Origin of the sequence: Paraburkholderia sp. RL17-373-BIF-A (assembly GCF_046030175.1) — a bacterium.
Taxonomy (GTDB): Bacteria; Pseudomonadota; Gammaproteobacteria; order Burkholderiales; family Burkholderiaceae; genus Paraburkholderia.
This window is the reverse complement of record NZ_JARESO010000014.1, coordinates 83,642-104,113: the sequence shown is the minus strand read 5'-3', so window position 1 is coordinate 104,113 and position 20,472 is coordinate 83,642. Positions and strand designations below refer to the sequence as shown.

At 63.3% G+C, this 20,472-nt stretch carries 20 protein-coding genes; 12 read left to right on the top strand and 8 right to left on the bottom strand.

Going from position 1 to position 20,472, the window contains the following annotated elements:
• Nucleotides 1–3: 3 nt before the first annotated feature.
• Nucleotides 4–951, bottom strand: coding sequence for a phosphoribosyltransferase (locus P0D80_RS19115; RefSeq protein WP_408286016.1), 948 nt, complete (start codon nt 949–951; stop codon nt 4–6).
• Between the two features lie 250 nt (nt 952–1,201).
• On the opposite strand from P0D80_RS19115, the gene P0D80_RS19110 reads away from it, so the two are divergent.
• The gene (locus tag P0D80_RS19110; RefSeq protein ID WP_408286014.1) at nt 1,202–1,744 is read left to right on the top strand and encodes a putative pterin-binding protein; all 543 of its coding nucleotides are present in this window, start codon (nt 1,202–1,204) and stop codon (nt 1,742–1,744) included.
• Complete coding sequence (locus P0D80_RS19105; protein ID WP_408286012.1) at nt 1,714–3,570, top strand: ATP-binding protein; 1,857 nt, start codon at nt 1,714–1,716, stop codon at nt 3,568–3,570. The genes P0D80_RS19110 and P0D80_RS19105 overlap by 31 nt, the downstream gene beginning before the upstream one ends.
• An 81-nt stretch (nt 3,571–3,651) precedes the next feature.
• Here the strand turns inward: P0D80_RS19105 and P0D80_RS19100 are convergent, their stop codons facing one another.
• From P0D80_RS19100 to P0D80_RS19090, 3 genes are all read right to left on the bottom strand, one after another.
• Nucleotides 3,652–4,506 (bottom strand): helix-turn-helix domain-containing protein, encoded by an 855-nt coding sequence (locus tag P0D80_RS19100; protein WP_132382904.1) that lies wholly within the window; start codon nt 4,504–4,506, stop codon nt 3,652–3,654.
• A gap of 294 nt (nt 4,507–4,800) precedes the next feature.
• Nucleotides 4,801–6,141 (bottom strand): type II toxin-antitoxin system HipA family toxin, encoded by a 1,341-nt coding sequence (locus P0D80_RS19095; RefSeq protein ID WP_408178398.1) that lies wholly within the window; start codon nt 6,139–6,141, stop codon nt 4,801–4,803.
• A 2-nt stretch (nt 6,142–6,143) separates the two neighbouring features.
• On the bottom strand, nt 6,144–6,398 hold the full coding sequence (locus P0D80_RS19090; protein ID WP_310815576.1) for a helix-turn-helix domain-containing protein: 255 nt from the start codon (nt 6,396–6,398) through the stop codon (nt 6,144–6,146).
• A 263-nt stretch (nt 6,399–6,661) separates the two neighbouring features.
• Between P0D80_RS19090 and P0D80_RS19085 the strand changes: the two genes are divergently transcribed.
• The 6 genes from P0D80_RS19085 (at nt 6,662) to zwf (ending at nt 13,078) form a co-directional block, all read left to right on the top strand.
• Nucleotides 6,662–8,002, top strand: a complete 1,341-nt coding sequence (locus tag P0D80_RS19085) for an NAD(P)/FAD-dependent oxidoreductase (protein ID WP_408286011.1) — start codon at nt 6,662–6,664, stop codon at nt 8,000–8,002.
• A gap of 36 nt (nt 8,003–8,038) precedes the next feature.
• On the top strand, nt 8,039–8,671 hold the full coding sequence (locus P0D80_RS19080; protein ID WP_408286010.1) for a cysteine peptidase family C39 domain-containing protein: 633 nt from the start codon (nt 8,039–8,041) through the stop codon (nt 8,669–8,671).
• Nucleotides 8,672–8,768: 97 nt separating this feature from the next.
• Nucleotides 8,769–9,020: a hypothetical protein gene (locus tag P0D80_RS19075; protein WP_132382914.1), complete on the top strand. Its 252-nt coding sequence runs from the start codon at nt 8,769–8,771 to the stop codon at nt 9,018–9,020.
• 200 nt (nt 9,021–9,220) lie between these two features.
• Complete coding sequence (locus tag P0D80_RS19070; RefSeq protein ID WP_408178395.1) at nt 9,221–10,327, top strand: potassium channel family protein; 1,107 nt, start codon at nt 9,221–9,223, stop codon at nt 10,325–10,327.
• Nucleotides 10,328–10,372: 45 nt separating this feature from the next.
• Nucleotides 10,373–11,308, top strand: a complete 936-nt coding sequence (lhpI, locus tag P0D80_RS19065) for a bifunctional Delta(1)-pyrroline-2-carboxylate/Delta(1)-piperideine-2-carboxylate reductase (RefSeq protein ID WP_408286007.1) — start codon at nt 10,373–10,375, stop codon at nt 11,306–11,308.
• Between the two features lie 288 nt (nt 11,309–11,596).
• The gene (zwf, locus tag P0D80_RS19060) at nt 11,597–13,078 is read left to right on the top strand and encodes a glucose-6-phosphate dehydrogenase (RefSeq protein WP_132382920.1); all 1,482 of its coding nucleotides are present in this window, start codon (nt 11,597–11,599) and stop codon (nt 13,076–13,078) included.
• A gap of 325 nt (nt 13,079–13,403) precedes the next feature.
• Here zwf and P0D80_RS19055 read toward each other — a convergent pair whose 3' ends face one another.
• The 4 genes from P0D80_RS19055 to tssJ form a co-directional block, all read right to left on the bottom strand.
• Complete coding sequence (locus P0D80_RS19055; RefSeq protein WP_408286005.1) at nt 13,404–13,670, bottom strand: tlde1 domain-containing protein; 267 nt, start codon at nt 13,668–13,670, stop codon at nt 13,404–13,406.
• A gap of 181 nt (nt 13,671–13,851) precedes the next feature.
• Nucleotides 13,852–14,631 (bottom strand): type IVB secretion system protein IcmH/DotU, encoded by a 780-nt coding sequence (gene icmH, locus P0D80_RS19050; RefSeq protein ID WP_408178391.1) that lies wholly within the window; start codon nt 14,629–14,631, stop codon nt 13,852–13,854.
• A complete protein-coding gene (tssK, locus tag P0D80_RS19045; RefSeq protein WP_408178390.1) occupies nt 14,628–15,974 on the bottom strand; it encodes a type VI secretion system baseplate subunit TssK in 1,347 nt (448 codons plus the stop codon). The genes icmH and tssK overlap by 4 nt, the downstream gene beginning before the upstream one ends.
• A gap of 108 nt (nt 15,975–16,082) precedes the next feature.
• Nucleotides 16,083–16,709, bottom strand: a complete 627-nt coding sequence (gene tssJ / locus P0D80_RS19040; protein WP_408286130.1) for a type VI secretion system lipoprotein TssJ — start codon at nt 16,707–16,709, stop codon at nt 16,083–16,085.
• 363 nt (nt 16,710–17,072) lie between these two features.
• On the opposite strand from tssJ, the gene P0D80_RS19035 reads away from it, so the two are divergent.
• From P0D80_RS19035 to P0D80_RS19020, 4 genes are all read left to right on the top strand, one after another.
• The gene (locus P0D80_RS19035; protein WP_408178388.1) at nt 17,073–17,759 is read left to right on the top strand and encodes a tetratricopeptide repeat protein; all 687 of its coding nucleotides are present in this window, start codon (nt 17,073–17,075) and stop codon (nt 17,757–17,759) included.
• Between the two features lie 36 nt (nt 17,760–17,795).
• The gene (gene tssB / locus P0D80_RS19030) at nt 17,796–18,344 is read left to right on the top strand and encodes a type VI secretion system contractile sheath small subunit (RefSeq protein WP_106280696.1); all 549 of its coding nucleotides are present in this window, start codon (nt 17,796–17,798) and stop codon (nt 18,342–18,344) included.
• A 14-nt stretch (nt 18,345–18,358) separates the two neighbouring features.
• A complete protein-coding gene (gene tssC / locus P0D80_RS19025; RefSeq protein WP_132382930.1) occupies nt 18,359–19,849 on the top strand; it encodes a type VI secretion system contractile sheath large subunit in 1,491 nt (496 codons plus the stop codon).
• Nucleotides 19,850–19,921: 72 nt separating this feature from the next.
• The gene (locus tag P0D80_RS19020; RefSeq protein WP_020070381.1) at nt 19,922–20,425 is read left to right on the top strand and encodes an Hcp family type VI secretion system effector; all 504 of its coding nucleotides are present in this window, start codon (nt 19,922–19,924) and stop codon (nt 20,423–20,425) included.
• The last annotated feature ends 47 nt before the right edge of the window (nt 20,426–20,472 follow it).

The window sequence follows — 20,472 nt, the reverse complement described above, 5'->3', positions numbered from 1 at the left end:
CGCTCAGGTCCACGCGCGCGCGCCGACCAGCATGCCGGTTTGCGTGGCTGCGTCCCACCAGATCACGCGCAAGAGCGGCGCTTGCTGCGCGATCAGCAGCGCCTGCACCGGATCGCTCTCGATGAAATGCGTGACTCCGCCGCGCAGTGCGGCCGCGGCCTTGTGCGCGGCGCTGCCGGCGGGACTTTCATCGTGCGTGTCGGGCGTGCGCATCACCAGTTGCAGATGGCCGAAGCCGTGCCGCGCGAGCCACGTTTCGGTGCGCGCGCGATCCACTTCCGGCCGGCCGGTGATGATCGTGCGAACCCGCTGCAAGTCGATCTCCGGCAGCACCTCGAACGGCAGCAGTGCATCGCGTTCGGCTAGCGCGCCGGCCAGATCCTCGTCGTAACGCGCGAGCGGCACGTCGGGCAGCAGAATGCCGTCGAGGTCTATCGCGTAGGTGGCGTATTCGTGATCGTCGGCCATCGCGGGCGCGGCGCCTGATTCGACGCGCGCCCAGTCGTCGCGATAACGCTCGGTGTACGCCTGGCGCTCCCACGGAAACAGCGCGAAGTAGCCGCGCGCGTCGATTGCATAGTCGGGTTGCGTGCGGCTCAGGTCGTCGACGGCGCCGGTCAGCGTCCTGACCACGAGACCGTGCTGCTGAAGAAACGCGATGCAATCGGTCAGCGTAAAACCGCGCCCGGCGATGTCCTCGCACAGCAGCACGGTCGAGCCCGCGGGCGGCATCGGCAGCGTCGAATCCCAGGCCACCGTGCGCGCCTGGCGATCGTAGCGCAGAAAGGCGACCGGCGTGCCGACGGCATGCGAGACCATCAGCGCGAGCGGCGCGCCGCCGCGCAGAATGCCGATCGCGATCGTGAAGCGCTCCGCCAGCAAGGCAGGCTGCAGCGATTCGATCCAGTGATCGAGTTGTTCGTACGTCAGGGGCAAAACCGGCTTGTTCATGACTCGTAGGGCGTCGCGTGGCGCGGGTGGGGCGAGCGTCTCTGGCGCGGCCGAGGGACCTCGTTTTTGAGACAAAGAATTTTGGCGATATTATGCATGCGGTTCAAAGATCGCGCGTCGGGGTGACGCGCGGCACCCCGACGCGCGAAGCGAGACCGCGGCCGGGGCGAGGGGCGGCGGGCCGGCACCAGACCGAGCCGGCGACTGTCAGGCCGCCCGCAAGAAAATAGATAACGGAATAAAAAAGCAGATGACCAACTCGACCACCAGGGTGAATGACCGAAAACGCGCCGTCACGGGCGCACGCTGGGCTGCGGGCCTCGTCCTCGCGCTGGCCGCGTGGAGCGCGCAGGCTCAGTCGGAGCTGCCGCTTTTAGCGCTCGATGTGCAAGGCAAGATCGGCAAGACCACCGATGCCGCGCACAAGACATACCGCCTCACCGAAGCTCAACTGCTCGCGCTGCCGGTCCATTCGATCACGACCTCGACCACGTGGACGCCGCGCTCCACCTTCACAGGACCGCTGCTGGCGGATATTCTGAAGACCGTCGGCGCATATGGCACCCAGGTCGAGATCCATACGCTCGACGACTATACCTACACCATTCCGGTGTCGGACTGCGATCGCTATGGCGTGGTCGTTGCGTACAGCATGAACGGCCGGCGTCTGAAGATCAGCGACTTCGGGCCGCTGTTCCTTATCTATCCGCGCGATGCGTTCCCGGATGAACTCACGGGCGCCTCGGGCGATTCGAAATTCGTATGGCAGATCAAGGCCCTCATCGTCAAATAATGCGCCATCCGTGGCGCCGTGCCCTCTACGTGCTGATCTGGCTGACCGCGCTCGCGGCGCCGGTCGGCGCGATCGGCTATCTGTTGTACGCGAATCTGCTCAACCCGCGCGCCACCGAGCAGTTGACCGGCTCGTACGACGGCTTCTACTGGGACGCCGCGCAACTGCAAATCGCTTACGCGCGCTTCGAGAATCAGTTGCTGCTGTATCAGTCGGGTGTCGACGACGACTATCAGCGGCTCATGCTGCGTTACCAGTTGCTGCAATCCAAGCTGCACGTGATGGCCGGCTCGACGCGCCGGCTGACTACCCAGCTCTCGCTGCTGCAAAGGCAACTGGACGAAATCCATGCGCTCGATCAGTTGCTGGGCGGCATCGAACCCGAAGTCGACGCGCTGCCGAAAGACCGCAGCCAGGCCAACCGGATCGTCGCGCAACTGCGTCAGCACTGGAACGAGGTCAACGATCTCGCGCTGAGCCGCCGTTTCGCCGATGTCGCCGATCGCGAAGCGATGAACCGCGACTTCATCGACAAGCGCCGCATCCTGTTCGCTGGCGGCATGTTGCTGCTGTTGCTGTCGGCGGCGGCGACGCTGCTGCTCGTGCTGAACGGACGGCGCCGGACGCGCCTGATGCATCAGCAGCATGCGGCGCTCGAAGCCGAGCACCAGGCGAGCCGCGCCGCGCGCGAGGCGAGTCATGCGAAGGACGCGTTTCTCGGCATGATCAGCCACGAACTGCGCACGCCGTTGCATGCGATCGTGTCGTCGATCGAATTGCTGGGCTTCAACTATCACTCCGAGGCAGACCGCAAGGTGATCCAGCGGCTCGAAACGGCGGCGCGGCATCTGGAGGCACAGATGAAAGATCTGACCGACTACGCGCGCCTCGGCGCCGGCAAGCTCGAGTTGCGTCACGAGCATTTTGAGCCGCGCGAACTGCTGGCGTCGATCGTCGATGAACATGCTATGTCGGCCGCCGCGCGCGGTCTGCAACTGGAGAGCGAGGCGAGCGGCATGAGCGGACTCGTCGATTCCGATCCGCACCGCATCCGCCAGATCGTCAACAACCTCGTCACCAACGCGATCCGCTATACCGAGACCGGCACGGTGCGCGTGCAGTTGCGGCAGCGGCCGGCGATGCTGGTTTTCGTCGTCAGCGATACGGGGCCTGGCGTGCCGCATGCGCAGATTCCGCTCATCTTCCAGGAATTCACTCAACTGGACGCGTCGCGCACGCGTCGCTTCGAAGGCGCGGGCATGGGGCTGACGATCGTGCAGGGGCTGGTCAAACTGTTCGGTGGCACCGTCGAGGTGGCGAGCAAGGTCGGCGAGGGCACCACCTTCACCGTGACGATTCCGGTTACGCCGGTCGCGGCTGCGCTGCCGCAGAGTGTGGCGGCGCGCGCCGAGCCAGGTGGTGGCGCGCGCCCGTGCGTGCTGATCGTCGACGACAACCGTCTGATCCGCGAGTCGCTCAGCGAAATGATCGCGCACATGAATTTCGACGCGCACGCCGTCGCCAATGCCGACGATGCGCTCGCCTGGCTCGACACGCGCCGTTGCGACGTGGTGTTGCTCGATCTGCACATGCCCGAGCGCGACGGCTATACGTTTCTCGCGGACTTCGCCACGCGGGGCGGGCCGTCCGCGGGTGTGCCGGTGATCGTGGTCAGCGCGTATGCGCCGGAGGAGGAAGTAGCCGGAGGGGCGGGAGAAGGAGAAGCCGGCTCGCAGCCGTTCTTCGAGGCGTTATTAAAGCCGGTACATTACGAGGAGCTCCGCAGCGCGTTGCAGCGGGCTTTGGCTTCGCGGCATACGGTGTGATGCGAAGCGTGGCGGCCGGGCGAAGGTGGGCATCAACCTGAGCACACGCCTTCAGCCGTTTGCCGGCGCGAGTGGATCCGCTTAGGGCCGGTTCAGCCGCTTCGACAGATCGGCGACCAGGATCGCCATGCGCGCGGGCTTTTCATAGCACGCGACGTCGTAATTGCGGATCACCTGGCTGATCTCCGATTCGCTGGCCTTGCCGGTGAGCAATTCGCCAGTCAGCACGAAGATCGGCGCGTCCGGATTTTCCGAGGCGCGCACCGCGCGAATCGCGTTCGCCGAAGTCTGAGCGCCGAACAGCCAGTCGATCACGATGCCGTCGAACACCTGGCTTTGCAACTGGTCGGCAAAGGCCGCGAGTCCGTAGATCGCCACCGCCGCGAAGCCGCTGCGCTCCAGATAGTCGCGCAGGTTGTCGGCGCTGGCCTGATCGTCGTCGACCACGGCGATGGTCGGCTTGTCGGTTTCGGCGCGGCGCGGATAGATCTCGATCTTGTGAACTTCGTACGCGCTCTGGTAAAGCGTACCGTCGTGGCGCGCCACGCGCCATTGACCGAGCCGGGAGTACGCGACGAATTCGGGGCGGCTGCCCGCCTCGAGCGCGGCGCCGACCCAGGCCGTGCAGGCCAGTTCGATCGCGCCGATGCTGAACACGGCTTCCTGGGCGATCGCGCCGACCATGCCCGGATCGAGCGATTGCGCGCCGAACAGCTGGGCGGCCGGTTCGCCGAACACCTCGGCGACCTTCTTGATCTGCGAGAGCGTCCACGGGCTGTTGCCGCGCAACTTGCGGTGCCCCTGTGAAAAACTCAGATCGAGGATGCGGCACAGCTCCGTGGTCTGCTGGCGTTTGCCGATTCCGTGCCGGCTCATCAACTCGCGCACGCGCTCGGCGACTGCGATGGAGTCAGGTGAGTTTGTTTCGTTGGCCATACTGCGTGAGAATCCGCCGTCTTAAAGGGTACTGGGGAGTGCGATACGACAGGCGCAGCGCGGCCATGCACATTCAATGCGCAAAGACGCGGCGTCGCAGGGGACAGCAAATGTACCGTAAAAAGTATCGCAATCTGTAGTTTTGTACGACCGCCGTCGAGCCCGTCCGCGCGAGAGTCGGCAAGGACCGGTTTGGCGATCTTTTTATGCATTGAGCATCAATGTATTTTACCGATGAAACCTCGCTGCATCTGAAGAGAAATATGTCGCCCGATGCCAGCCGCCCGAAAACCTCTAACCAGCAGACATCGTGCCGAGCTTCGCCGCCGAGTTTTTCAGGCCTTTGAAAATCCGCTCGGCGACCTTGGCCGGAAAGCGTTCGGGCAATTCCGCCGAGACCCGCTCGATCACGCCGGGCGTCTGTTCGATCAACCGCTGGATCAGCGGTTCCGCGTCCGCGCCGTACGAGCACTTCAGCGCCATGGTGTTGAAGTGGCGCCGCTGCACGTCGCGAAACGCGTCGTGCTTGCTGCGCGACCACATGCCCATGGCTAGCCTCGCCTTGAACCATGACCACTGGTTCGGGCCGCTGCCTTCCACCGGCCAGATCGACATCACGTCGTAAAGCGGCGTGAGGCGGTAGTGGCCGCCCGCCAGCAGGCGGATGCTGAAGTTCTTGGCGTGGCCGTCCGGCGCCGCCAGCATCCAGAACAGAATCTGGCTTGCCAGCAACGTTTCGATGTCCTGCCGCGCCTCGACCGATTGCTGCAGAATTCGCGCGAGGTCGAGCACGCCCGGGCCGCCTTCGTTTTCGTATTTGCGATGCGACGGCACGCCGTACACCTGGCAGAAATCTTCCTGTGGCAGACGCAGCAGCCATTGCCCGCTCGAATGCATTTGCCGGTCGAAGCGCTCGACGCTCAACACCCGCTGCTTGCCGAACGTCATGATCTCCGTATTGGCGACCGGCAGGCCATAGGCGCGCAGAATCCGCAGGCAGAGCCACTCGTTTTCAACCGAGGTGCTGAGGTCGGCGAGCTTGTTGCCGACGAGGCCGAGCGGCAACTTGAAAATGTGCGTGGTGGGCGTGGCGCCATGCGGCCGCTGCCACTTGCCGTCGTGCCACAGCAGCGCGGTTTTCTCCTGCGCGCCGGCGAGCGAGATGCGGAAGTCGTCCGTCTCGTCCGGAGCGCCGAGCGCGGGGTTGCTGACCGTGCGCGCCAGCATGGTCTCGATCTCGCTGTCCGTGAGCGGCGTGCCCTCGATCCGTTCGACGCCTTGCGGCGCGTCGTCTTCGGCGAGCAACTGCACGGCGCCCACGCAATCGCGGCCGATGGCTTGCAGCAGATCGAACGCATCGAGCGTCTCGGTCTGGTAGCGTTGGCCGATGCGTTTTCTGATCGCCTCGCTGTCCGGCAACAGGTTGTCGAAATAGTTGAGGACGCGTGGGCCTTTTTGCGCCAGGTTGCCCGGCGTGAACGGCAGCGACAGCGACAGCGGCCGTCCCGCGGGCGAGGCGACCCACGCGGGATCGTAGGCGAACTCCATGGGCCCGCGAGCGGGCAGGCGCCAGACGCCGACGCGCTCGCCGTTGGCCCATACCGATAGCGCACGTGAGTGAGTTTGGCGGCCCATGCTCACCACTCGATCAACGGCGCCGGGCCCGGCAGCGCCTGGCTCTTGTCGCGCAACTGCAATTGCAGGCCGTAGACGCCGCACAAGGCCAGCAATTGTGCGAGGGTGAGGGCGGCGGCGTCGGTTTCGAAGGCCGAAATGCGGCTCTGGCTGACGCCGATCCGCGCGGCGGCCTCGGCCTGCGTGAGGCCGGCTTGCCGCCGGCTGGCGGCAAGCAGCTGGGCCATCTGGTCCGGTGTGGCGATGAGGTGGAGCATGGCAGATTATCCGCGACACGAATAAATGCACTTTATGCGTCACACGAATATTTGTCAAATATTCGTGTGACGCATATTTTACGTATATCTGTTTGGCGAATAAAATGCAGATATCTGTGTGGCGAATAAACAGCGCGAATGGCATGCGAGCCCCTGCGGACGCGCTTCAACGCGCTTGCACCGTCGGTCTTCAGGCACAGCGGCATTGCGGACAACCGGGCCGCCTGCGAAGATTACGCCCACACTTAAAACCTGCCCGCCCGATGACCACGACTTACCCGTTGCACGCGAGCCTCACTTCCGCCGACCAGGTGTTCCCGAACCATGCCGATGTGGTGATCGCCGGCGCCGGCATCATGGGCTGCGCCGCCGCTTACTACCTGGCGCGCCGTGGCCTTTCGGTGGTGGTGCTCGACAAATCGCGGATCGCCGGTCAGCAGTCGTCGCGGGCGTGGGGATTCGTGCGCCAGCAGGGCCGCGAATCCGCCGAAGTGCCGCTGATGATGGCCGGCATCCCGATGTGGGAAAAACTCGAGAGCGAGCTGAATTTCGATCTCGAATGGCGTCAGGGCGGCTGTCTGTACGTGGCGACCGGCGAGGAGGACTGGGCCTCGTTCCAGCAATGGATGGACGTCGCTCGTCAGCACGGGCTCGACACGCGCACGCTCGACCGCAAGCAGATCGACACGGTCGTGACCGGCATGCACGCTCCGGCGCTCGGCGGCCTCTACACGCCGAGCGATGGCCAGGCGGAACCGCGTCGCGCCGCGGCTGCTTTCGCGGCGCGGGCGGCGGAGGCCGGCGCGCTCTTTTTCGAAGGCTGCGGCGTGATCGGCGTGGAGCGCGCGGGCGGTGCGATTGCCGGCGTGGTCACCGAGCGCGGTACGCTGCGCACCTCGCGCTTCATCTGCGCGGCCGGCGCCAGCAGCTGGCGTCTGCTCAAAACGCTCGGGCTCGAACTGCCGCAGCAGGCGGTGCGCGGCACCTGCATGCGCACCAATCCGCTGCCGCGCATCAGCGCGTCGACGTTCTGGGGCCACGGCCTCGGCGTGCGGCAGCGCGCGAACGGCGCGATCAATCTCGCCGACGACATGCAGGTCGACGTCGACATGACGCTCGGCCATTTCCGCGCGCTCAAGTGGTTCCTGCCCGAGTTGTGGGCGCAGCGCGAGAAGTTCAGCTTCCACCTGAACGGCGCATGTCTGCGTGATCTGCGCGAGCGTTTGCCGGGCGGCGTGTCGAAACACGAACGTGTGCTGCATCCGCGTGATCCGCATCCGCAGCCGAACGTGGGCCATGCGCCCCGGGCGTTGAAAAAACTGCGCGCCTTGTTCCCCGCGTTGAAAGACGCGCAGGTGGTCGAATCGTGGGCCGGTCTGATCGACGTGCTGCCCGACGGCATTCCGGTGATCGACGCGCCGCCGCAGGTCAGCGGGTTGACGATCGCCACCGGCTTTTGCGGTCACGGTTTCGCGATGGGGCCGATCGTCGGCAAGCTGCTCGCGGAATTGAACGATGGCGGCCAGGCGTCGCTCGATCTGTCGGCGTTCCGCCTGCAGCGTTTCTTCGACGGCACGATGCAACGGCCTCGCAGCATGCTGTAAAACGCTTCTGTCTCAATCTTCCTCCCGCACCAACCAATGAACGAACCGACCTTGCGCCACGCCGGCGTGCCGTACTACACGCAATGGGGCAGCCCCGACTGGGTTGGTCGGATCGTCGAGCAGCACGGCGATCCGTGCGCCGATCCCGGCTGGCAGCGCAGCGGCTTCTCCGATCCCGAGCGTTACCGCTTCTGGGCCAAGCGCCTGTGCGGCCTGACGTGCCTCGAGTCGGCGCTCGACTATTGGCGCATCGAACACGCACCGCGCGCCGCGCTGCTCGACGAAGCGTTGCGGCATGGCGTGTACCGCATGCGCGAGGATGGCGGCGTCGACGGTTTGATCTACCGGCCGTTTGCCGATTGGGTGGCCGACGCGTTCGGCGTTCAGGTCGACGTGCTGCCGCAGGCGTCCATCGAAGACATGGCCGCGCGCCTGAACGCCGAGACGCTGGCGATCGTCTCCGTGAGCCCCGAAATCCGCTATCCCGAGCGGCCCAATCAGCGCCAAGGCGGCCATCTGATCCTGCTGCACGGACGCGGCCGCGATGGCGTGTGGTTTCACAATCCCTCGGGCATCGCGCCGCATCAGGCCGATGTGTATCTGCCGTTCGAAACCATGGTGCGTTTCTACGCCGGGCGCGGCATGACGCTCAGCCGGATCGCGCGCTAGGCGCGACGTGCGGCGGGTGGGGCGTCCGGTGGGCGCGATGTTCGGGCCCGTTTTCTGCTGGATAGCCGGTACCGACTTCTGCGCTACCGGAACCGCCATGAAACGAACCTACGCCCTCCTTGCCGCCAGCTTGATGGCTCTTGGCTCCGCCGCCTCGGCGGACGCTGCCAGCCGCGACGATCAGGCCAAGGCCTGCCGTGGCGACGCCATGCATTTCTGCGCCGCCGACATTCCCAACGAAGACAAGATCACCGCCTGCATGAAGCAGCACGTCGATGAACTCAGCCCAGCGTGCCGCGCGATGTTCAAGGGTGGCAAGAAGGGCGGCGACAAAGACACGTCGCAGTGATGGCGGCGCGGCTGGTTTTGGGTTCAGCCTGGCTTCAATGTATGGCCACGCGCGCGGCTGAGCAGGCTGTGTCGAAACGATCTTCAACCGCGCGCTAACGCGCCCGTCGTCGCGCGACTTACCGCCGCGCTTTCCCGATCCGGCCCCAGGGCGCGCGCGGCGTCGTAGAATCGCTTGTCCTCGACTCCCGGAGCCGCCGCGTGCCTGATTCGCCCAAGCCGGAGCCACGTCCGCCGCGCTTCCGTTTGTCGCGCCGCGCCCGCACGCCCTGGCAGGCGCCGCGCGCCCGCACGCTGTTCACGCGGCCCGCGGCGTCGCCGCAGCGCATGCTGCTGCATCGCATCTATCTGGTGGTCGGCCTGTGCGTGCTCGCCTTCGCCGTGCTCTACATCGATCGGGACGGCTTGCGCGACGCTAACCGCAAAGTCCTCGGCATCATCGATTTGATGTACTTCACGATGGTGACCGTGGCCACCGTCGGCTACGGCGACATCGTGCCGGTGACCGCCCGCGCGCGGCTCATCGACGCCTTTTTCATCGTGCCGATCCGCATCGTCATCTGGTTCGTGTTTCTCGGCACCGCCTATCAGTTCGTCATTCAACGCGTCATCGAGGAATTCCGCATGAAACGCCTGCAAAAGCAGTTGCGCGATCACGTCGTGATTTGCGGCTACGGATTGAGCGGTTCGGTCGCGGTGCGCGAGTTGCTGGAAAGCGGTTTCGCCGCGGAATCGATCGTCGTGATCGATCCGCAGCAAGCGGCGCTCGAAGCGGCCACGGGGCTCGGCGTCGCCGGCCTGCTCGGCGATCCGTCGCGCGAGGATCTGTTGCAGCAGGCGCAGGTGCATATTGCCCGCGCGGTCATCATTGCCGTCACCGACGACGCCACCGCGATCCTGCTCACGCTGACCGTGCGCAGCGTCGCGCCGCAGGCCAAGATCGTCGTGCGGATTCAGGAGCAGACCTATCAGCGCCAGTTGCGCCAGGCCGGCGCGAACGTGATCGTCTCGTCGACCAAGATCGGCGGCTTGCTGCTCGCCGACGCGGTCGACAGCGAATACATCGTGCCCTTCGTGAACGATCTTTTGTCGGCACGCGGCCGCGTCAACCTGGTCGAACGTCAGGCGACGGCGCAGGAAGTCGGCCGCTGGAGCAATGCGTTGCCGGGCGCGGTGGTGGTTGGCCTGGTGCGCGCGGGACGCGTGCTGTCGTTTTACGAAGACGAGCCGTGTCCAATCGAGGCGGGCGATCTGCTGATGGTGATCCAATCGTCGCGCCAGCCGAACGAAACGCCCGCCGCCTGCTAGCCCATTCGAACTCAACCTTCTGCCAAGGACTGGAACGACCTGCCCATGACCCACCCGACCACGCAGACTTTCGACGCCGCCGCGACCACGCGGCTGATTCCCTATGCCGCGCTCGTCGGCGCACTCAAGCGCGCGACGATCGACTACGCGCAGCAGCGCATCGCGAGTCCCGAGCGGCTTGTCGTGCCGCTCAACGAAGACGGCATCATGCTGTCGATGCCCGCCACCGCGCCCGACCTCGCGATCCACAAGCTGGTCAACGTGTGCCCTGGCAACGGCGCGCGCGGCCTGCCGACCATCCACGGCAAAGTGATGGCATTCGACGCCGACACCGGTGAGACGCTCTTCATTCTCGACGGCCCGACCGTGACGGGACGCCGCACGGCGGCGATCTCGATGCTCGGCGTCGACACCTTCGCCGCCGGCACGCCGCGAGAATTCCTGTTGATCGGCACCGGCACGCAGGCGCTCAACCATCTGGAGGCGATCGGCGAACTGTTTCCCGACGCGCGCGTGTGGGTGAAGGGCAGTGCGCCCGCGCGCGCCGAGGCGTTTTGCGCCGCGCATCAGGACAAGGCGCGCGATCTTCAACCGCTGATGCAACCCAGCGCCACGATCCCCGATTCGGTCGACGTGGTGATCGCGCTGACCACGAGCAGACAGCCCATCTACGACGAAGCGGCGCGCGCGGAGCGGCTCGTGATCGGCGTCGGCGCATTCACGCCGGCGATGGTCGAGATCGGCGCGCGCACCCTCGGCGGCAGCGCGCTTTTCGTCGATGACGAAGCGGGCGCCCGCCACGAAGCCGGCGACTTCATTCAGGCGGGCGTAGACTGGGCTCAGGTCGGCGGCATCGCCTCGGTGCTCGACAATCCAGCGTTGTTGCCGCAAAAAAAACCGGTCGTATTTAAAAGCGTCGGCTGTGCGGCGTGGGATCTGGCGGCGTGCCGCGTGGCGCGCGAGGCGTTGTCAGGTGGTTGAAGGCTTGGCGAAAAATCGTGCGTGAGAGGGCACGTGGGCGGCCTGCGGGCGTGCTTTGCAACAGGATCGAGCGTGGCTCGCGAACATCGAAAAGGCCTTGAAAACAGGCCTTTACGGCGTCCGGTTGGCATATTGCGCTAACCTGAGGCACATGTTGCCGTGCAAACAATCTCAAAACGTTGCACCATAGGCGTTTGCCAGAAAAAGTGCCGGTCCGCCGGCACGGCGCTGCTGCTTTTTTCTGCCCGTTGACCGACGCCTTATCCATCACGACGCTGCGACCGCGCTATGACGACCCACCACGCTTCTGCCACTCCCGACCTGCCGCTCGACATGATCATCTTCGGCGGCACCGGCGACCTGTCGTTTCGCAAGCTGCTGCCCGCGCTCTACATGGCGCATCTGCACTGCAATCTGCCGCCGGACACCCGCATTCTCACGATCGGCCGCAAGCCCTGGTCGCGCGAGGAGTACATCAACGAATTCATGGAGCTGAAGGCCAAGCCCTTCATCGAAAAGAAAGCATTCGATGCCGGCGCCTGGGACAAATTTCTCGCGCTGTTCGAATACGTGCGCATGGACGTCGATTCGGTCGAAGACTATCAGCGCCTGAAAGAAGTGTCGCGTGAAGGCGTGCGCCGCGTGTTCTATCTCGCGACGTCGCCGGATCTGTTCACGAATATCTGCGACAACCTCTCGGCGGCGGGACTGGTGGACGCCAACTCACGCATCGTGCTCGAGAAGCCGCTGGGTCACGATCTGGCCTCCGCGCAGGAAATCAACACGGCGGTCGGCAAGCATTTCAGCGAAGCGCAGATCTACCGGATCGACCACTACCTCGGCAAGGAAACCGTGCAGAACCTGATGGTGCTGCGCTTCGGCAATCCGATTTTCGGCCCGCTGTGGCAAGCGCCGTATATCAAGAGCGTGCAGATCACGGTGGCGGAAACGGTCGGCGTGGGCAGCCGTGCGGGCTTCTACGATAAAACCGGCGCGCTGCGCGACATGGTGCAGAACCACTTGCTGCAATTGCTGTGCATTGTCGCGATGGAGCCGCCGGTGTCGCTCGACCCGGACGCGGTCCGCGACGAAAAGCTCAAGGTGCTGCGCTCGCTGCGGCCCATGACGCCCGAGGACATCGCGCGTGATACCGTGCGCGGCCAGTACACAGCGGGCGCCGTGGATGGCGAGGCCGTGAAGGGTTATCAGGAAGAAGACAATGTGCCGGCGGGCAGCCGCGCCGAAACCTTCGTCGCATTGCGCGCGCATATCAACAACTGGCGCTGGGCACACGTGCCGTTTTTCCTGCGCACCGGCAAGCGGATGCAGAAGAAGGTGTCGGAGATCGTCATCGAATTCGCCGAACTGCCGTTCTCGATCTTTCCGAAGGGCGGTCGCAATTACGGCAATCGTCTGGTAATCCAGTTGCAGCCGGAAGAATCGATCCAGTTACAGGTGCTCGCGAAAGAGCCGGGCAGCGGCATGCATATGCTGCCGGTGAATCTGAATCTGGATTTGCAGCAGGCCTTCACCGAGCGTCGCGCGGAAGCGTATGAGCGCTTGCTGATCGACGTGATTCGCGGACGCCTCACGCATTTCATGCGGCGCGACGAACTCGAAGCGGCATGGGCGTGGGCCGAACCGATTCTGGAAGGCTGGGGCAAATCGGGCGAAAAACCGCGCGGTTATACGGCGGGCACGTTTGGACCGGCGGCATCCACGGCGCTGATGGCGCGCGAAAATGCCGTGTGGGCGGAAGAGTCGCAATAAGCTTTGCTTCAGCGCTAGATGGAGATGGCCCGCATTGGCTGGCGGGCCACAAAATCGGCATCCCGAAGCCTATCGCCTGCTGGACAGGTGCTTCCATGCGACTACGCTTGTGAATACAACAACGACGGCCGCGATCAGATAGCCCGAAACGATGAGGATAAAGTTAGTCCACGCCTCGATATCGTAGGCATCGGGCATCCAGGCGGGATACAGCGAACGCAGCAGGCGTCTCACGAAGTCCGCGAGCCATAGCGGTATTTCAAACGAAAGCTGTTGCGATCCCCAAGCGAGTGCTGTGCCCAATGCCAACCATACTGCGAGCGTGCTAGCGCGCCATCGAAGCAATCGTGCATGTCTCATCGGCCACGTGCTCGGCAATAAAATCTCTTAGCCCGCCGAAACGCCCACCCGATTGCCGATCCACGATGTAGTAGGTGCCGGGAGGAATCGGGCCGACATCCACATCGGCCACTTCGTCCGGGTTGTCCCGGCCTATCTTCTGCCCTGAGTAAGCCTCGACCTGGCCGAAGCCGGAGCAGACCAGCTGCGAAGTCTCTTTTCGATTGAGTGTGAAGCTACAGAACACAGGCATCGTTTTTTTTCGTAGTGGAGAAAGACTCCTTCTAGCATTGCTCTTGCGGGCTTGTATATAGGACGATTTATTCTTGACGAAGTTTTACACTGGCCGATTCCATGTGCATATCCAGGCCGTCGAGGACGAAGAAAAGCCCGCGCGATGGCGGGCCACAAAGTGCCTATGGATCGACGCGGCTCTAAGGCAACGAAATCGTCAACGTAGCCGACTGCGGCCCGAGTTTGACCACCTGCGAATACGGCGCGAGCGAGCGCAAGGTCTGATCGCGCAGATAGGTATTGAGGCCGAGATAAGCCAGCAATCCAACCAGTGCGAACACCGCGCCGATCGACCACAACGGCACCTCGCGTTTCAGACGATGCGCGACCTGATCGGGCAGCGGCCAATGCGGCGCGAACTGCGCGCGCTTGCCCTTCAGATGCGCGATTTCGTCGCCGATGCGCGCGGTCAGATACGCGAGCTTCTCCGGTCCTTCGAGCAGATACTTGCCCTGATAACCGAGCAGCAGGCACATGTGAAATACCTCGAGCGACTGCAAACGCGCCGCGCCTTGGGCGCGGCACTCCTCGAGATACTGGAAGAATTTCTCGCCCGCCAGTTGCTCGCCGAACAGCACGAGTTGCAGCGGCCGGCGCTCCCACTCCGTGCGGATCCTGAAGGTGGACGACAACACCGATTCGTCGATAGCCGCGCAGAACGCAAACTTCGATGCGTAGACATCTTCGGCCGACGCATTAAGCTTCTTCGCGCCGCGTTCGAAGTCGCCGAGGAACTGCTGGATGCGCTGGCTGAATTCCTGCGCGTCGCCGGGTTCGCGACCGTTCTTCAACAGGAACAGCATGAAGAAGCCGTCGTACAAGAGATCGAGCAGCGAGCGGACCTGATAGCTCGGCTCCGTGATCGGTGCGGGCGTGGCGGTAGGCGTGCTGCCGCCAAAGAGGGATGGCGCGTAGCTCATGATGTGACGGCGATCAGTTCGAGTTGAAGATCGTTGATGCCCGATGGCGCGTAGATCATTGCCGATTGGGCCTGCAACATACGGTCGTACAGCGCGCCGCGCGCTTCGAACGAGAAGTAGCACGCACCCGGACGAACCGGAATGGCGGGCGGCACCTGCGGCGTGTAGACGAGCCGCACGCCCGGCATGGCCGAGAGCACCAGCTTGTCGACGTCGTCCGGCGCGCCGACCTTGAAGCGCGCGGGCACGGCTTCCACGAGTTCGGCGGTCGGCATGTCCGCCGACACCGCGATATAGAACATGGTCTTGTCGTCGATCTTGCCCGAGTCGAGGCGGCCCGCATGGAACGACGGGCGCACTTCCTCGAGCGCGATCGCGAAGTAGCGCGTGGAGATCACGGTTTCGAGCAGATCGCGCAGGATCGTGTCGAGGCGCGCGAAGCCGGGGCCCGGATCGTCGTGCCGGTAAGCCGGCAAGTCGGACAGCGCATAGCCCTTTGAAAACGTCATCAACTGGCCGGCAAGGCGCAGCAGTTCCTGGAACAGACGTTCGGGGTGCAGCGCCGAATGCTGGTACAGATGCGCGAGCGAAGCGAACGCCGCGCTCGCGGTATGCAGCAGCCAGAACGAAGCGATGTCGCCGGAGCGGAACTCGATGATGTTCTTGGTCGGCTCGCGGTGAAAACCGTACAGCGCATTGACCTTGGCCTGTAGTGCGTCGATCAGTTGGCGCAGGCGCTGATGCAGGATCGGCGATGCGTCGATGGCGAGGCAGGGCGGCACGAAGTTGTCGTCGATCTCGAAGCCCGAGGTGGCCGTGCGGCGCACGCGCACGAGCGGCACCGACAACAACTGGTCGCGCGGCTCGCTGTGCGCGATGAGTTTGACGCTGGTCTTCAGGAAGGTGATGTCGGCTTCGGCGGCGTCGGTGAAATGATCGGCCACCGGCGTCTGCTCGCTGACGTAACGCGACACGAAACCGGCGTTGCTGTCCTGCGCGTAGTTCGCGCCGGTTTCGCGCAGCGGATGCAGCGCGAGATAAAACGTGAATTCGTTGATGCCGTCGGGCAGCGTATCCAGCGCGATGGGCGGCGGCAGGTCGTCGGCTTGCGGCGCGGAATAGAGCGCGCCGTCGGGGAACACCAGCGAGAGTTCGCTCACACGCAGCACATTGCTGCCGAGCGCGTCGCGGTCGAAGCGCGCCGAACGCACGCCCCAGTTGTACGGCTGGATCGCCTGGATCGATTCGAACAGGCGCGCCTCATGATAGGCGTCCTGACGCTGAAAATGCTGCGGCCTTAGAAACAGGCCTTCCCCCCAGAGCACTTTTGCGGAATAACTCATCTCAAACCTGTTATATGCGTTCAGCGTGTGGCGCACCCGGAGATAACCGATTCGAGCGCCGCATTGTTAATTCTCTAAAAACTGTTAAATCGTATTTGACCGGCATCTTTATCCGCAGCTTACCGAAGAAAGCATATTCAGCGGTTGCGCGGGCAATCCCTGTTCTGGCGGGATCACAGTGCCGTTGGTCACCGTCATTGCACAGTTATGCAGGCCGATCATTATGCCGGATTTCTCCGACTTCGCCGGGTCGAAGGCGAATTTCCAGCGCTGCATCGCCGGATCACGGAATAGCGCGACGATACCGAATGCCTGCGCTTCACGCGAGACTTTTTCGGTAACAACGTAGCGCTGGCCCGGGATCAGTGTTACTTCACGCACGCCCAGCAAATCGCCGCCCAGTGTGGTTTTTTCCTTGGCCGGATCGGTAAATGCGTCGAATGGCGCCTGCTGGAATGAAGTCGGGTCTTTCAGGGTGTAAAGCCGTACCACCAGCGCCAATGGCCGTTTGTCATTCGCGGCATTCAGATTCGGCGCGGCATATAAGGTAAGGCCGACATTGCGCGGCGGTTTCTGGGCATCCGGCAGGTCCGGCTTGCCGAGGCCGCTCGCCTGCAAAGCCGCGTTGGCAGCGGCTCCCAGCACCGTCACGCCGGCCGCGCAGCCACCCAGCAGCGCGCAGGCAGAGGCATGGGCAATCAATAGCGATGCATAGCGAATAACACGCGAATTCATATACATCGACCGGCTCGGCGCCGTCCCCCGTCAAAACACCAATAACGAATTCAATCCGGCAAATTTGCAGCCACGCTATGCCGCGTAATGCCGCTTTATGCAAAGCGCATGCAACTACCGGTGCTCCTGTGTTTGCGAGCGGCGAGTGGAAATTTTTTCCGGCACCCGCATCACCGCTATTGCATCAGGAAACAATTTCTGCTTGTTTCGTTTAAATGATCCACATGCATTTTTTTCGTGCAATCCTTCTTCACACGAAAGTTGAATTATCGAAAATTGGCCTGTACTATACCCGCGCACTTGAAGCAAAGCAAAACTCCGGTTTCTCCTTGAATTAGAAAATTCGCACGTCGGTGAAAAACGATGAATGAGCGTCTGTTAGTAAAACTATCTGGGGTTGTGTTGGCATGCGGCGTGATGGCCGGTTGCGCGACACAGGGCAACGTGGCGAGCACACCGGAGGCTTTTAATAAGCAACTTGCGGATGCCGATACCGTCGCAAAGGGCGGTGATCAGGATCGCGCTATCGCGCTTTATCAGCAACTTTCCAAATCCGATCCGACGCGTGAAGAACCGTGGTCGCGTATTGCGCAGATCCAGTTCACACAAGGTCATTACGGCCAGGCTATCGTTGCCGCGCAAGAAGCGCTGCAACGCGACCAGACCGATCGTCAGGCAAAGAGCGTGCTGGCGGTGGCCGGCCTGCGCGTCGCCACGCAATCGCTCGGCGAATTGCGTCAGGACGCGTCGCTCGCGGGTGATGCGAAGTCGGACGCGCAAGCGCTCGCCAAGCAGCTGCGCGACACGCTCGGCGAAGCCACGCTGTTCCCGCCCGACCCGAGCGACAAGCAGGCGGTGAAGAAGAAGCGCGTGATTCGTCACGTCGCCAAGGGCAAGGCCGTGGATGCACCGGAAGCCACCACGACCACCACCAGCGCCGCGGCGCCCGCCGCCACGCCGGCTGCTCCCGCCGCGCCGGCAGCGCCTGCCGCACCCGCCAAAGCCGCGCAAAGCGGCGGCGCGTCCGATCCGTTCAGCGCGCTGCGCTGATCCACACGCCTGATCCATCAGCACCGGGAGCCGACGATGGCGAAGAAAGAAAGCATTCAAAAACGCTTGCAAAAAGTGCGGCCGCCCCGCGTTCAATTGACCTATGAGGTCGAGCGCGGCGATGCGATCGAGGTGAAGGAGTTGCCGTTCGTCGTCGGCGTGGTCGCCGATCTGGCGGGGCAGTCTGAAGTCGAGCAGCCGAAGCTGCGCGATCGCAAGTTCGTCAATATCGACCGCGATAATTTCGACGACGTGATGAAGGCGATCGAGCCGCGCGCCGCGTTTCAGGTGGAAAACCGTCTGAGCGAAGCCGGCGGCAAATTCGCCGTCGACCTGCGCTTCAAGTCGATGGCCGATTTCAATCCGGACGAAGTGGTCGCGCAAATCGAACCGCTGCGGCGCCTGCTCGAAGCGCGCTCGAAGCTCGCCGATCTGCGCAACAAGCTGGCCGGCAACGACAAACTCGAAGACCTGCTGAGCGAAGTGCTCAACAACACGCAGCAGTTGCAAACGCTGGCGAAAGACCAGAGCAACGCGGCGGACCAGCACGGCGGCGCGCCGGACCACGACAAGCAGGGCGAATAAGCACGGGGTGTGAGATGAATCAGCAAACGGCAGCAGCCCAACTCGCTACCGCGCAAAGCGGTACGGAATCCACGCTGCTCGACGAAATCGTCGAGAAAAGCCGCGTGGCGAAGTCCGATTCCGAGCACGCGCGCGCGAAAGACCTGATCGGCGAACTCGTGCATCAGGTGCTCGACGGCACCGTGGTGGTGTCCGACAACCTGTCGGCTACCATCGACGCACGCGTTGCCGAACTCGACCGTCTGATCTCCGCGCAGTTGAGCGCGGTGATGCACGCGCCGCAATTCCAGCGCATGGAAAGCACGTGGCGCGGTCTGGACTATCTGTGCAAGGAAAGCAATACCGGCGCAACGGTCAAGATCAAGGCGCTGCATGCGCCCAAGCGCGACCTGGTGCGCGACTTCAAGACGGCGATCGAATTCGATCAGAGCGCGCTCTTCAAGAAGATCTACGAAGAAGAATTCGGCACGTTCGGCGGCTCGCCGTTCGGCACGATCATCGGCGACTTCGAAGTGACGCGCCAGCCCGAAGACATGTACTTCATCGAGCAGATGTCACACGTCGCGGCGGCCGCGCATGCGCCGTTCATCGCGTCGGCGTCGCCCGAATTGATGGGCCTTGAAACCTTTGCCGATCTCGGCAAGCCGCGCGATCTCGGCAAGGTGTTCGACACGGTCGAATACGCGAAGTGGAAGTCGTTCCGCGACGCCGAAGATTCGCGCTACGTCGGTCTCACGCTGCCGCGTTTTCTGGGCCGCCTGCCGTTCAATCCGAAAGACGGCGCCACGGCCGAGGGTTTCAACTTCGTCGAAGACGTGGACGGCACGGACCACAGCAAATACCTGTGGTGTAACGCGGCATGGGCATTCGCTGCACGCCTGACAGCGGCATTCGACGACTTCGGCTGGTGCGCGGCGATTCGCGGCGTGGAAGGCGGTGGTCTGGTGGAAGATCTGCCCACCCACACGTTCAAGACCGACGACGGCGAAGTCGCGCTGAAATGCCCGACTGAAATCGCGATTACCGACCGCCGCGAAAAGGAACTGAGCGACCTCGGTTTCATTCCGCTCGTGCACTGCAAGAACTCGGACTACGCCGCGTTTTTCGCCGCGCAATCGGTGCAGAAACCCAAGAAATACAGCACCGACAGCGCGAATGCCAACGCAGTGTTGTCCGCGCAATTGCAGTACATCTTCTCGGTATCGCGCGTCGCGCATTACCTGAAGGCGATGATGCGCGACAAGATCGGCAGCTTCGCATCGGCACAGAACGTCGAAGTATTCCTGAACCGTTGGATCTCGCAGTACGTGCTGCTGGACGACAACGCGACGCAGGAGCAGAAGGCGCAGTTCCCGCTGCGCGAGGCATCGATACAGGTCTCGGAGATTCCGGGCAAGCCTGGTGCGTATCGTTCGGTCGCATTCCTGCGCCCGCACTTTCAACTGGACGAGCTGTCGATCTCTTTGCGACTTGTCGCTGACCTGCCGAAACCGGCTAATTCATAAAGCAAGTCAGCTAACCCGCGCTGGCCGCCCGGGTTGGCTGTTAAAACCACCTCTTTGGGGAGTCGATGAGTTATGAAGGATATCTATTTAAAATTCGGCAATCCGGCGATCAAGGGCGAGTCCGCCGATAAGGATCACGCCGGCTGGATCGAAATCGATTCGTGGAGCCACTCGATCACGCAACCGCGTTCGGCAACCGCCTCGACGGCAGGTGGTCACACCTCCGAGCGCTGCGAACATGCCGACATGCAGTTCACGAAAGACATCGACGTGGTCAGCCCGCTGATCTACCAACACGCGTCCGGCGGCACGACGTTCGACGAAGTCACGATCGACTTCATGCGTTCGGATGGCGAAGGCAATCGCATCAAGTACCTGGAAGTCAAACTCAAGTACGTGATTATTTCGAGCGTGACGCCGAGCGTGGTGGGCGAAGGTCTGCCGACCGAACAGTTCTCGCTGAAGTACGCCGCCGTGCAGTGGAAGTACACGCAGCAGAAGATCGGCGGCAACCAGGGCGGCAACGCGCAAGGCGCGTGGAGCCTGACGAAGAACGACAAGACGTACGCGGTCTGATGCACGGGTGCACACGGCGCGCGGGGCTCGAAAGGGTTGTCGCTCAC